A 13,466-nucleotide genomic window follows, 5' to 3' on the forward strand; every position below is an offset into this window, starting at 1 on the left:
TCCAAGTTCAGGGAGGGGCTTCCATGGCACTGGATGCCACCACTGCGACCGCCGGGCCCGCCATGGCGCCCGCGCGCCCGGGCCTGACGCTGCAGCGCTTCGCGCGCCGCCGATCCACCATCGCCTTCCTGATGGCGCTGCCGCTGATCACGGTGATCGCCGGGCTGGTCGCCTGGCCGGCCGGCTACGCCATCTACCTCTCCACCCTGAACCGGCGGATGACGTCCTTCATCGGCCTTGGCAATTTCGAGATCCTGCTGGATTCCGAAACCTTCCTGATGGTGATCTGGCAGAGCTGCTTCTTCGCCATCACCGCGGTGGTGCTGAAGGCGCTGCTGGGCTTCTGGCTGGCGCACCAGCTGCACCACATCCCCACCAAGGGCCAGCGCATCTGGCGCGGCCTGCTGCTGCTGCCCTGGGTGGTGCCGCCGGCGCTGTCCACGCTGGGCTGGTGGTGGATGTTCGATCCCAGCTATTCCAGCCTGAACTGGATCCTGAACGCGATCGGCGCCCCGTCCGTCCCCTGGCTGGGGGAACCCTGGTGGGCCCGCATCTCGGTCATCATCGTCAATGTCTGGGCCGGCACGCCTTTCTTCATGATCATGTACCTGGCGGCGCTGAAATCGGTGCCGGACCAGCTGTACGAGGCGGCGGCGATCGACGGCGCCACCGGCTGGCAGGGGCTGCGCTACGTGACGCTGCCGATGATGCGCAACATCATCTCCATCACCGTGCTGTTCAGCCTGATCGTCACCTTCGCCAATTACGACATCGTCCGGGTGCTGACCAATGGCGGCCCGCGCGACCTGACGCATGTCTTCGCGTCCTACGCCTTCCAGGTCGGCGTGCTGGCGGGCAACATCCCGCGCGGCGCCGCCGTGTCGCTCTTCATGTTCCCGCTGCTGGCGATCGTCGCCTTCTTCGTCCTGCGTGGCGTGAACCAGCGCAGCAAGGAGATGGCGTGATGTCCGCCACCGCAGCATCCCCCTCCGCCGCCGTGCCCGGCCTCGGCCGGCGCATCGGCAGCCTGCGGAAGGAGCGCCGCTGGGCGCTGCTGACCGCCTATATCTCGCTGGTGGTGGCCGCCATCGTCATGCTGGCGCCGCCCTTCTACATGCTGATCACCAGCCTGAAGACCAGCGCCGAGATCAGCGACCTGTCCGGCACGCCCTGGATCGTCCGCAACCCGACGCTGGACAATTACTGGGCGCTGATCAGCGACCCGATGTTCCGCGGCTTTTTCTTCAACAGCGTCAAGATCACGGTCTGCGTGGTGGCGATCACCATGGTGATCTCGGTCTTCGCCGCCTTCTCGCTGGCGCGGATGAAGTTCTTCGGCAGCGGAGTGCTGGCGACCGGCGTCTTTCTGACCTACCTGGTTCCGGACACGCTGCTGTTCATCCCGCTCTACCAGATCGTCGGCAATCTCGGCCTGCTGAACTCCATCTGGGGGCTGGTCCTGGTCTACCCGACCCTGACGGTGCCCTTCTGCACCTGGATCATGATCGGCTACTTCGCGTCCATCCCGAAGGAGCTGGACGAGGCGGCGCTGATCGACGGCGCCAACTGGATGCAGATGCTGACGCGGATCTTCATCCCCGTCGCGCTGCCGGGCATCATCGCGGCCACCATCTTCGCCTTCACCGTGTCCTGGGCGGCCTTCGTCTATCCCACGGCCTTCATCACCCGGCCGGACGAGATGCCGCTGACCATCGGCGTGGTCAGCCAGCTGATCCGCGGCGACACCTTCGCCTGGGGCCAGCTAATGGCGGGCGCGTTGCTGGCGGCGCTGCCGCCGGTGATCGTCTATGCCTTCCTGATGGATTACTATGTGGCGGGACTGACCGCCGGCGCGACGAAAGGCTGAACCGATGGCGCAGGTTTCGATCCGCAAGGTCGTCAAGGAATACGAAGGCGGCGTCCAGGCGGTGAAGGGCATCGACCTGGAGATCGCGGACCACGAGTTCGTCGTCCTCGTCGGCCCCTCCGGCTGCGGGAAATCCACCACCCTGCGGATGATCGCGGGGCTGGAGGAGATCTCGGGCGGGGAGATCGCCATCGGCGGCGGCGTGGTGAACGACATCCCGCCGCGCGACCGGGACATCGCCATGGTGTTCCAGAACTACGCGCTCTATCCGCACATGACGGTCTACGACAACATGGCCTTCGGGCTGATGCTGCGGAAATTCGACAAGGCGGAGATCCGCCGCCGGGTCGAGAACGCCGCCCGCATCCTCGACATCGGCATGCTGCTGGACCGCAAGCCGAAGGCGCTGTCGGGCGGGCAGCGGCAGCGCGTGGCCATGGGCCGTGCCATCGTCCGCGACCCCAAGGTCTTCCTGTTCGACGAGCCGCTGTCCAACCTAGACGCCAAGCTGCGCGTGCAGATGCGGACGGAGATCAAGAAGGTCCACCAGACCGTCAAGACCACCACGATCTACGTCACCCATGACCAGATCGAGGCGATGACGCTGGCCGACCGCGTGGTGGTGATGAACCACGGCGTGATCGAGCAGGTCGGCCCGCCGACCGAGCTGTACCATCGCCCCGCCACGAAATTCGTCGCCGGCTTCATCGGCAGCCCGGCGATGAACTTCATCCCCGCGCGGTTGGAGCATGGCAGCGGCGCGCTGAACATCCACCTGCCCGACAACATCGTCCTGCCTGTGCCGGAGGAGCGGCGGTCGCGCTACGCATCCTATGCCGGGAAGGAGGTGCTGTTCGGCATCCGACCGGAGCACCTGACCGAGATCCGCCCGAACGACCACCGCCCCAACCTGGCGCCGCTGCACCTGACGCCCGAGGTGGTGGAGCCCATGGGCATGGAGACCCTGGTCCATATCTGGCTGCAGGGCACCGAGATCAGCGCCCGCATCGATCCCGCCATCCCGGCCGAGCCCGGCCGCCCGCTGGCCCTGGCCGCCGATATGGGGCAGATGCACCTGATCGACCCGCAGACCGACCGGATGATCTGAGCCGGCGCGCCGGCCCTTTGCAGCAGGAACCGCATGGCCTCCCAGACCCCGGTGCTGATCGGCGCCGACACGCTCGAGACGCTCGTCGCCAACATCTTCGTCGCCAATGGCTGCGACGGGGCGGAGGCTGGGCGCATCGCCCACCACCTGCTCGGCGCCAATTTGGCCGGGCATGACAGCCATGGCGTGGTGCGCGTGCCCCGCTATGTCGAATGGCAGCAGCAGGGCTTCGTCGTCGCCGGGCAGCAGGCCGAGGTAGTCACGGATGGCGGCGCCTTCGCCCTGCTGGACGGCCATTGGGGCTTCGGCCAGACGGTGGCGCCGCAGGCCACGGCCCTCGGCATTGAACGGGCGAAGCAGCACGGCACGGCCGTCATCGCGCTGCGCAATGCCGGCCATGTCGGCCGCATCGGCGCCTATTCGGAACAGGCGATCGCCGCCGGCCTCATCTCCATCCATTTCGTCAATGTCGCCGGCAGCGTGCTGGTCGCCCCCTTCGGCGGGACCGAGCGCCGCTTCTCCACCGCGCCCTTCAGCGTCGGCGTGCCGACCGACCCGCCGGTGGTGCTGGACTTTGCCACCTCCCGCGTCGCGGAGGGCAAGGTCCTCGTCGCCTCCAATGGCGGCAAGGCACTGCCGCCGGATGCGCTGATCGAGCCGGATGGCCGCCTCTCCGGCGACCCGCACACCCTGTATGGCGAGTATCCGCCGGTCGGGCCGCGCAACCCGTCCAACGGCCTCGGCGCCATCCGCGCCTTCGGCGAGCACAAGGGGTCGGGCCTGGCCTTCATGTGCGAATTGCTGGCCGGCGCCTTCACCGGGGGCGGCACCTCCGGCCCCGTGGGCGAACGCGGGCGTATCGCCAACGGCATGCTGTCCATCTACATCTCGCCTTCGCATTTCGGGACCGAGGCGGAGTTCAAGAAGACCGCCGAGGACTATGTCGCCTGGGTGAAGTCCTGCCGCCCCGACACCCCGGGCGGCGAGGTGCTGGCGCCCGGCGAGCCCGAGGCGCGGCTGCGCGCCGAGCGGCTGGCCAAGGGCGTGCCGCTGCAGCCCGACACCTGGGAGAGCATCACCCGCTGCGCCCGGTCCCTCGGCGTCACCGTCCCGAACTGAGGCCGTGTCCGACCTGACCGCGGCGGCGCGCTACGCCCTCTACGCGCCGATCCGCCGGCGCCTGCTGACCGAGGCGTCGAAGCGCATCCCGCTGGCCAGCGTCGCCAGCCAGGCGCGCGCGCTGACCCTGTGGGACGGCAAGCAGGTGCGGCCGGCGGACGAGATGCAGTTGGCCGCGGTCTTCGACCTCGGCGTGCTCGACCCCGTGGGTGGCCAGTCCCGCGCCATCGAGCGGCAGGCCAAGGCCGAGCCGCCCGACCCCGGCAGCGATGACGACAAGGTGCTGCAGGCGCTGATGGCGGCGCGCTTCGGTCTGGTGCGGCTGCAGGGCGAACGGGCGGAAGGGGGCATCGCCGCCACGCGCTTCCCCAACGGCGATCCGCTGGTGATCTGGGACAACCACCTGATGCGCAACCGCGCGCCCGGCGCGCTGATCGGCGCCCGGCTTGCCTTCCCGGACCCGGACCTGGCGATGACCTGCGGCACCGCCATCGGCCTCGACAGCCGGGCCGTGGAGCGGCTGCTGCTGGGCGTTGCGCCGCAGCGCGGCCCGGTCCTGCCCAGCCTGCCGCGGCCCGAGGACGACGCGGCGCTGGAGGCGCTGGTGGCGGAACCGGCGGCGCGCCTGCGCCTGGAGCAGCTTGCCGCCGGGCCCGGCTTCGCCGCCATGGTCTACCGCACGGCAATCGATCTCGGCCTGATGGGCCCGATCCCCGGCCGCACCCCGCCGGAGGCCTTGCCGCAGCAACCCGGCCCGGCGTAAGCCGGAACCAGGGAAGGGTCGCCGGAACCTCGCGCCACGGGAGGGGGACCGGATTTGTCGATACGCAAGCATGGCGTGGATGCGGTGCCGCCGGCGCCGCGGCTGATCGCCCTCGGCCTGCAGCATGTGCTGGTGATGTATGCCGGGGCGGTGGCCGTGCCGCTCATCATCGGCCGCGCCCTCAAGCTCCCGCCGGAGCAGGTGGCGTTGCTGGTCAATGCCGATCTCTTCGCCTGCGGCATCGCCACGCTGGTGCAGTCTGTCGGGTTCGGCCCCTGGTTCGGCATCCGCCTGCCGGTGATGATGGGCGTGACCTTCGCCGCGGTCGGGCCGATGGTGGCGATGGCGGGGAACCCCGATCTCGGGCTGCTCGGCATCTTCGGCTCGGTCATCGCCGCCGGCCTGTTCACGATGCTGGTCGCGCCCTTCGTCAGCCGCTTGCTGCCGCTGTTTCCGCCCGTGGTGACGGGCACGGTCATCCTGATGATCGGCATCTCCCTGATGCGGGTGGGCGTGAACTGGGCGGCCGGGGCGGCGGCGCCCAGCCTGCCGGGCTATGGCGACCCCGTGCATCTCGGCATGGCCGCCGGCGTGCTGGTGCTGATCCTGCTGATCACCAAATACGCCGCCGGCTTCCTGGCCAATGTCGCGGTCCTCGCCGGCATCGTCGCGGGCTGCCTGGTGGCCTGGGCGATCGGGCGGATGCACTTCGCCAAGGTCGCCGCCGCGCCCTGGTTCGAGCTGATTGCGCCCTTCCAGTTCGGCGTCCCGCAATTCGACCTGGTGGCGGCCCTGACCATGAGCCTGGTGATGGTGGTGGTGATGATCGAGAGCGCGGGGATGTTCCTCGCGCTGGGGGAGATGGTGGACCGCCCGGTCACCCAGGCCGACATGACGCGCGGCCTGCGCACCGATGGCCTCGGCACCGTCATCGGCGGCGTCTTCAACACCTTCCCCTACACCTCCTTCTCGCAGAATGTCGGCCTGGTGGGCGTCACCGGCGTGACGTCGCGCTGGGTGACGGCGGCGGGTGGCGTGCTGATGCTGGTGATGGGGCTGGTGCCGAAATTGGGCGCGCTGGTGGAAAGCGTGCCGCTCTTCGTCCTGGGCGGCGCCGGCATCGTCATGTTCGGCATGGTGGCGGCCACCGGCGTGCGGATCCTGTCCGCGGTGGACTACAAGGGCAACCGCAACAACCTCTATGTCGTCGCCATCGCGGTTGGCTTCGGGCTGATCCCGCTGGTGGCGCCGGATTTCTTCAAGGCCATGCCCGCCGCGCTGGGACCCATCCTGCATTCCGGCATCCTGCTCTCGGCGCTCGCCGCCGTCGGGCTCAACCTCTACTTCAACGGCTTCGGCAGCGCGGCCGGGGCGCGGGACCAGGCCGCCGCGGCGGCGCGGAGCCAGGAGACGCTGCACTGATGGACCCCTACCTGCACGAATGGGGCGGCATGCTGCTGCGCTGGCTGCATGTGCTGGCCGGCATGGCCTGGATCGGCAGCAGCTTCTACTTCATGCATATCGACGCCATGCTGAAGCCGGCGCCCGACATCCCCGCCGGCAAGGGCGGCGAGATGTGGGAGGTGCATGGCGGCGGCTTCTACCAGGTGCGCAAATGGCTGGTCGCGCCGGCCTCGCTGCCGCCGCAGCTGCTCTGGCACAAATGGGAAGCCTATACGACCTGGCTGTCCGGCTTCGCGCTGCTGGCCTGGGTGTATTACGGCGCCTCCGACCTCTTCCTGATCGACCCGGAGGTCGCGGACATCTCCGCGCCGGTCGCGGCGGCCATCGGCATCGGGTCGCTGGTGCTCGGCTGGGTGGCCTATGACCGTCTCTGCAAGTCGCGGCTTGGGGACAACGAGGTCGCGCTGGGCGCGGTCGGCTTCGTCTTCGTCGTGCTGCTGGCGTTCCTGTTCCAGCAGGTGTTCTCGGGCCGCGGCGCCATGATCCACACGGGCGCGGTGATGGCGACCTGGATGGCGGGCAATGTCGCCATGATCATCATCCCCAACCAGCGCAAGGTGATCTCGGCGCTGCAGCGGGGGGAGGCGCCGGACCCCGCGCTGGGCAAGGCCGGCAAGGTGCGGAGCACGCACAACAACTACCTGACCCTGCCGGTGCTGTTCCTGATGCTGGCGAACCACTACCCGATCCTGTGGTCCACGCCCTATGCCTTCGTCGTGGTCGCGCTGGTGCTGGTGGCGGGCGCGGTCATCCGCGTCTTCTACAACCTGCGCCACAGCGGCCGCGGCAATGCCTGGTGGACCTGGGCGGTGGCCGCCGCCTGCCTTTTGCTTGCGGCGGTGGTCAGCCTCACCTCCTCGCCCATCGGGCGGGAAAGGCTGGGGCTGGCAACGTCGGAGCCCGGCAACACCACCCTGCCGCGCGGCATGGCGCCGCCGCCGGACCAGGTGGTGGAGGTGGTGATCGGCCGCTGTTCCATGTGCCATGCGGCGGAGCCGGTCTGGGCCGGCATCGCCATCGCGCCCAAGGGCGTGCGGCTCGACACGCCGGAACACATCGCCCGCCAGGCGGCGGCGATCCGCCTGCAGGCGGTGTCCAGCCACGCCATGCCGCCCAACAACATCACCCGCATGGAGCCGGAGGAGCGCCGCATCCTGGCGCAGTGGCTGGCCCCGGGCAGGCCGGCACGCTGAGCGGCCGGCGGCCGGCCGGCGTCAGGCGATGGTCCAATCCGTGCCGGGATTGCCGAGCACGGTGACGCTGTCCGGCCCCACGCTGCCGAACAGCCACAGCACGGCGGTGCCGTCCGCGTTGCGCCACAGCAGGTCGGCCTGCCCGTTGCCGTCGTAATCCCCGGTGCCCGCCACGGACCAGTCGGCGCCGGGCGCAGCGACCAGCCCGCCGCCTGCCACCTGCCCGCCATCCATGGACCAGATCACCACCGCGCCGTTGTCGTTCCGCAGAACCAGGTCGGCCTTGCCGTTGCGGTCGTAGTCGCCGCTGCCGACAACCTGCCAGTCGGCGCCCGGATTGCCGATGATGGTCGTCTCCGGCGGATTTGTGTCGTCCGTGAACCAGTGCAGCAGCGTGCCGTTGGCATTCCGCCAGACGATCTCGGCCCGGCCATCGGCGTTGGTATCGGCCAGCGCCGCCACCCGCCAGGTGGCACCGGGATTGCCGAGGGCGCCGCCGCCCACGACCTGCCCGCCCGCCATGCGCCAGGCCACCGCCGTGCCGTCGTCATTGCGCCAGAGGATGTCGGCGGTGCCATCGGCATCCAGGTCGCCCAGCGCCGCCACCTTCCAGGACGGGTCGATGATGTCGAGAGGCTGGACCGCGACCGGCACGGCGCCGTCCATGGCCCAGATCACCACCGTGCCGTCGGCATTGCGCCAGAGCAGGTCGGCCTTGCCGTCGCCCGTCAGGTCGGCCACGCCGGCCAACGCCCAGTTCGACGGCACCGTGGCGATGGCGGCGGCGCTGCCCGCCATGCCATTGGTTGCCCAGGCCACCAGGGTGCCGTCGGTGGCGCGCCAGAGGATGTCGGACGCGCCGCCGCCATCCAAATCCTGCCGCGCGACCGCATCGGGCAGGGCGATGGTGCGGTCGGTGAAGCGGACGAACTCCACGTCCCGCAGCACGTCAACCTGCCCGTCGCTGCTGGTGAAGACCCAGTTGCCCGTCTCGGCATCCTTGTACCAGGTGGCATCGGCGGAGGCGGCGTTGAACACGGCCGTGTCGCGGCCGCCGCGGCCGTCGATGGTATCCAGGCCACCGCGACCCTCGAAGACCTCGTCCCGGTCGCTGCCCAGAAGGCTGTCGTCGAAGGCGGAGCCGCGGGCGGCCTTGATGTTGACCAGCGTGTCCTGGCCGCCGAACCAGCCATCGTCCAGCGTCTTCTGCAGCGCCAGGTCCACCCGCACGCCGGACAGGCTGCTGGCGTAGCTGACCATGACATTGGCCGACCAGGAGGGGGCCTGCAGCAGGTCGTTGCCGCCATCGCCACGGATGAAGCTGAGGCCGCCTCCGGCGATGTCGGCGCCGGTGAGGGTATCGTCGAACTGGCTGCCGACGGCGTTCTGGATATGGCGGAGCGAATCGGTGCCGCCCCAGGGATTGGTCGCGGTCCCGACTGCACCGTCACCCAGGTCGATCACCGCGCCTTGCGACTGGAAGCTCTGCCCGGAGAACAGCCGGGCGGTGTAGGTATTGTTCCCGCCGCGGCCGTCCAGCAGGTTGTCGCCGGGGCCGCCCGACAGCGTGTCGTCGCCGGGCGTCCCGTAGATCGCATCGTCGCCGGCACCGCCCTGCGCCCGGTAGAAGTCGTAGAGCGTGTCCGTGACACCGCCTGGCTTGAGGATCGTGCCGCGATAGCCGCCGAAGCCGCTGCCGGATGCCTCGGTCCCCAGGTCGATGGTCACATCGACTTCGGTGCCGACCGCGAAGCGGACCTCGTTCAGCCCGGCGCGGCCGTAGAGCACATGGCTGCCGCCGGTGAAGACATCGACGACATCGTCGCCCTGGGTGCCATGGATCGTATCGTTGAAGGAGGATGCCCGGACCCGCTGCACCGAGATGAGCGTATCGGTGCCGACCGAGGCATCGCCGCTGGCCGACCCGATCCACTCATTCCCCCAGGGATCGGTCGAGACCTGCAGGTCGATGGTGACGGCCGCCGTCGCGTTGCTGTAGTCGGCGCTGTTGGTGGTGTTCTTGAAGCCGTAGATCGTGTCGTTCCCGCCGGCGCCACGCATGCGGAAGCCCTGATAGGAATAGGGCCCGTCATAGCCGATCAGGATGTCGCCGCCGGCCGTGCCGCGGAATTCGTTGGCATTGACGACGGTGTCGGCACCGCCCGTGGATTTCGCCACCAATGCGGTGCCCAGGCCGAACAGGCCGGGATCGGTGTCCCCCGCGGCGACGCCCACGGTGGTGCCGCTGGCCAGGCTGCCATAGTCGATGGTGTTGAAGCCGAGGCCGCCATCCATGCTGTCGCTGCCGGCGGAGCCGTCGAAGCGATCACTGGCGTCGCTGCCGATCAGCGTGTCGTTGCCCGCCCCGCCGACGGCGCGGACGACATTCTTCAGCGTGTCGGTGTAGTAGGTGCCGGTCGCGGCGCCGGGCACCTGGTTGCCGTCGCTGGCGCTGCCGAACCAGTTGCCATCGGCATCCAGGCTCGTCTGTAGTCGGACGGTGACGCCGTTCGGGCTGTCCGCGTAACTCGCCTGGTTGAGCTGCGACTTGCGGCCATCGATGAAATCGTTGCCGAGGCGGCCGCGCAGCTGCACGGCGAAGGGCAGGCCGGCGGACGCATCGTCCGAGCCGATGAGCGTGTCGTTCTCGGCGCTGCCGAGGATGCCGCGGATATTGGTGAAGCTGTCGGTGCCGTTGCTGCCGCTTTTCTGCGCGGTGCCGCTGTAGCCGGAGGCACCGTAGGTGACCGTCACCGGCCCGGGCACGAAGCCGGACCCGTAGTCCAGCAGGTTGCTGCCGCCGCCGCCATTGTAGCCGTCATTGCCGCGGCTGGCGGAGAAGATCTCGCTGGCATTGCCGCCGGTGATGGTGTCGTTGAAGTCGGACCCCTTCACCCGCAGCACATTGGTCAGCCTGTCGGTGCTGCCGAGCCCGTCGGTCGCGGTCCCTTGGCCGAGGTCGATGGTCACGCCCTGCTGGGCGCTGCCGTAGTCCGCCTGGTTGAGCGAGTTGGAGGCGCCGTCGATGCTGTCCGTGCCTGGGCCGCCCAGCAGGGCGATCAGGCTGGTCGGCGCGCTGAACCCCTTGAGGCTGTCATTGCCCTGGGTGCCGATGATGAGGCGGATGCCGCTGAAGGTATCGGTGCCGATGTCCTTCTTGGTCACCGTGCCGCCGAAGGCGCTGGTGAAGGTGGCGGTGATGGGGTTGGCCGCGCCGAAGCCGCTGTAGTCGAGGCTGTCGAACTGGCTGGTTCCGGGGCCGGACCCGCCGGCGATCGAATCGCTGTCGCCGCTGCCGACGAAGGCATCCGAATCCGGCGTGCCGGAGAGCGTATCCTTATTGGGTGTGCCGGGGATCCTCGCCATGGCCTGTCCTCCGCCGCCGGCGGCCGCCGGTCCTGGATATGCGGGGAAAGGCTATCGGTCGAGACGGTTGCGAAACACTATCTCTCAGTTGCAAACCGCGGATGATCCCTCCACGAATAGTAGCAGGCACGCGCCGTAGCGCTGGGTGAAGCGCGCGTCGGCCCCGCCGCCATGCCCGGTCACCTCTGGCGGGCGGTCCAGCAGCAGCAGCCCGCCGACGCGGGGCGCCGCCAGGGTGCGGAACAGGCTGGCCCGCCGGTCCGGATCGGGGTCGAACTCGTCATCGGTGAAATTCGCCACCACCACCCGCGCCGCCGGGCTGCGGGCGCCGGCGATCACGCGCTGCAGGTCCTCCAGCGCCCAGGCCCAGGCCGGGCTGCCCCGGGCGCCATGGGCCGCCGGGGCGATCGCCACCACCGCATCCACCAGCCCGGGTTGGTCCAGCGCCTGCAGCGCGTTCCAGGCGCCGCGCGACTGGCCGCCGACGACGATCCGCGCATAGCCCTGCGCCCGCAGGGCCCGCAGCGCATCGCGCAGCCAGCCCGCGGCCGCCTCCGTCTCGTCCGTCAGCGGGTCCCGGTCGAAGCGCAGCACGTCGTAGCCGGCGTTGTTGAACACCCGCACATGCGGCTGCGGCTGGCTGCCGCGGCTGTCCTGCCCGCCGGCGGCGCGGCCATGCGCCCAGACATAGGCGCCGCGGCCGGCCTGCGGCCCGTGCCAGAGGAAGCGGTCATCCGTCACCAGCGACCAGCCCGGGCCGGACCGCACCCGCGCCGCCTCGCGCGGTGGCGGCGCGCTTTCCCGCCCCGGCCAGACCACGGCCAGGTCGCGGGCATAGATGCGGCAGCCCCCGCCGCCCCAGGAGGCGCAGAGTTCCAGCGCCCGCGCCTCCGTCGTCGCCATGTCCGGCTGGGCGGCGGCCCAGCCCCAGGCGCCCTCGGGGCTCAGCGCGAAGGCGCGCGGCGTCGCCTGCTGCAGGAAATTGGCATAGTCCGCCCTGCCATCGGGGCCGAGATGCGGCACCGCCGCTGTGTCCAGCACGGCGGGGCGTGGCGGGGCGTCGGCGCGGGCGGCCAGGCTGCTGGCGAGGGCGGCGGCGACCGACAGGATAAAATACAGAAGTATGTGATATCCCATAAATGTGAGGAAACCACATCGCCGGCGCCGTCCGCAACTGGCCTCTTGTCCAACCCGGCCCGGCACGGCAGGACAGCCCGGCCTGCCCGGGCCCCGGGGCCGCCGCCCCCTGCCTCCCCGGCCGACCAAGGATGTTTCCGATGCGCGTGAAGGACGTGAAGAAGGTGGTGCTCGCCTACTCCGGCGGGCTCGACACCAGCGTCATCCTGAAATGGTTGCAAACCACCTATGGCTGCGAGGTGGTGACCTTCACCGCCGATCTCGGCCAGGGGGAGGAGCTGGGCCCGGCGCGCGACAAGGCCCTGCTGCTGGGCATCAAGCCGGAGAACATCTTCATCCGCGACCTGCGGGAGGAGTTCGTCAGGGACTTCGTCTTCCCGATGTTCCGGATGAATGCCCTGTATGAAGGGCAGTACCTGCTCGGCACCTCCATCGCCCGGCCGCTGATCGCGCAGGAGCAGATCCGCATCGCCGAGCAGGTCGGCGCCGATGCCGTCGCGCATGGCGCGACCGGCAAGGGCAACGACCAGGTCCGTTTCGAGATCGGCTACTACGCCCTGAAGCCGGAGGTGAAGGTCATCGCCCCCTGGCGCGAATGGGACCTGACCAGCCGCACCCGCCTGCTGGAGTTCGCCGAGGCGCACCAGATCCCGATCGCCAAGGACAAGCGCGGCGAGGCGCCCTTCAGCGTCGATGCCAACCTGCTGCACAGCTCCTCGGAAGGAAAGATCCTGGAGGAACCCTGGGACGCGCCGGACGAGATGGTCTGGCAGCGCACCATCGCGCCCTGGGACGCGCCGGACACCCCCACCGAGATCACCATGGAGTTCGAGCGCGGCGACGCCGTCTCGATCAACGGCAAGCGGCTGTCGCCCGCCGCGCTGCTGACCGAGCTGAACGCGCTGGGCAAGGCCAACGGCATCGGCCGGCTGGACCTGGTGGAGAACCGCTTCGTCGGCATGAAGTCCCGCGGCTGCTACGAGACGCCGGGCGGCACCATCCTCTGGCAGGCGCACCGCGCGATCGAGAGCATCACGCTGGACCGGGAGGCGGCCCACCTCAAGGACTCGCTCATGCCGCGCTATGCCGAGCTGGTCTACAACGGCTTCTGGTTCAGCCCGGAACGCCGCATGCTGCAGGCCATGGCCGATGAGAGCCAGAAGAGCGTCTCCGGCGAGGTGCGGATGAAGCTCTACAAGGGCAATGTCATCGTCACCGGCCGCCGCAGCCCGCACAGCCTCTACTCGATGAAGCACGTGACCTTCGAGGACGACCAGGGCGCCTACGACCAGTTCGACGCCCAGGGCTTCATCAAGCTGAACGCGCTGCGCCTCCGGCTCGGCGCCATGGCCGGCCGCAAGGCCGGCGCGCTGTAGCCGGCCCGGCCGCCGCCATGGCCCGCGCCGTGCCGACGCGCCCGGCATCCGGGCCTGCCGCCCGCGCCGCCGG

The 13,466-nt window shown here is 69.7% G+C and carries 10 protein-coding genes; 8 read left to right on the forward strand and 2 right to left on the reverse strand.

The window, feature by feature from the left end:
* Positions 1-23 precede the first annotated feature (23 nt).
* Genes E2C05_RS11005 through E2C05_RS11035 form a run of 7 tightly spaced genes read left to right on the forward strand, consistent with a single transcriptional unit; the run spans position 24 to position 7,514 of the window.
* Positions 24-965, forward strand: coding sequence for a carbohydrate ABC transporter permease (locus E2C05_RS11005; protein WP_133219675.1), 942 nt, complete (start codon positions 24-26; stop codon positions 963-965).
* A complete protein-coding gene (locus E2C05_RS11010; RefSeq protein ID WP_133219676.1) occupies positions 965-1,867 on the forward strand; it encodes a carbohydrate ABC transporter permease in 903 nt (300 codons plus the stop codon). The genes E2C05_RS11005 and E2C05_RS11010 overlap by 1 nt, the downstream gene beginning before the upstream one ends.
* Positions 1,868-1,871: 4 nt before the next feature.
* The gene (locus tag E2C05_RS11015; RefSeq protein ID WP_133219677.1) at positions 1,872-2,975 is read left to right on the forward strand and encodes an ABC transporter ATP-binding protein; all 1,104 of its coding nucleotides are present in this window, start codon (positions 1,872-1,874) and stop codon (positions 2,973-2,975) included.
* A 33-nt stretch (positions 2,976-3,008) separates the two neighbouring features.
* A complete protein-coding gene (locus tag E2C05_RS11020) occupies positions 3,009-4,094 on the forward strand; it encodes a malate/lactate/ureidoglycolate dehydrogenase (protein ID WP_133219678.1) in 1,086 nt (361 codons plus the stop codon).
* 4 nt (positions 4,095-4,098) lie between these two features.
* Positions 4,099-4,857 (forward strand): hypothetical protein, encoded by a 759-nt coding sequence (locus E2C05_RS11025; RefSeq protein ID WP_133219679.1) that lies wholly within the window; start codon positions 4,099-4,101, stop codon positions 4,855-4,857.
* A 54-nt stretch (positions 4,858-4,911) separates the two neighbouring features.
* Positions 4,912-6,279: a nucleobase:cation symporter-2 family protein gene (locus tag E2C05_RS11030; protein ID WP_200305830.1), complete on the forward strand. Its 1,368-nt coding sequence runs from the start codon at positions 4,912-4,914 to the stop codon at positions 6,277-6,279.
* Positions 6,279-7,514 (forward strand): urate hydroxylase PuuD, encoded by a 1,236-nt coding sequence (locus E2C05_RS11035; RefSeq protein ID WP_133219680.1) that lies wholly within the window; start codon positions 6,279-6,281, stop codon positions 7,512-7,514. Before E2C05_RS11030 ends, E2C05_RS11035 begins: the two co-directional genes overlap by 1 nt.
* Positions 7,515-7,535: 21 nt before the next feature.
* On the opposite strand, the gene E2C05_RS11040 is transcribed toward E2C05_RS11035, so the two are convergent.
* Both E2C05_RS11040 and E2C05_RS11045 read right to left on the reverse strand, forming a co-directional pair.
* Positions 7,536-10,880, reverse strand: coding sequence for an FG-GAP-like repeat-containing protein (locus E2C05_RS11040; RefSeq protein ID WP_133219681.1), 3,345 nt, complete (start codon positions 10,878-10,880; stop codon positions 7,536-7,538).
* 84 nt (positions 10,881-10,964) lie between these two features.
* Positions 10,965-11,921: an alpha/beta hydrolase gene (locus E2C05_RS11045; RefSeq protein ID WP_205082782.1), complete on the reverse strand. Its 957-nt coding sequence runs from the start codon at positions 11,919-11,921 to the stop codon at positions 10,965-10,967.
* A gap of 236 nt (positions 11,922-12,157) precedes the next feature.
* Between E2C05_RS11045 and E2C05_RS11050 the strand changes: the two genes are divergently transcribed.
* Positions 12,158-13,393, forward strand: a complete 1,236-nt coding sequence (locus E2C05_RS11050) for an argininosuccinate synthase (protein WP_133219683.1) — start codon at positions 12,158-12,160, stop codon at positions 13,391-13,393.
* The last annotated feature ends 73 nt before the right edge of the window (positions 13,394-13,466 follow it).

Origin of the sequence: Paracraurococcus ruber, assembly GCF_004353985.1 — a bacterium.
GTDB classification, from domain to species: domain Bacteria; phylum Pseudomonadota; class Alphaproteobacteria; order Acetobacterales; family Acetobacteraceae; genus Paracraurococcus; species Paracraurococcus ruber.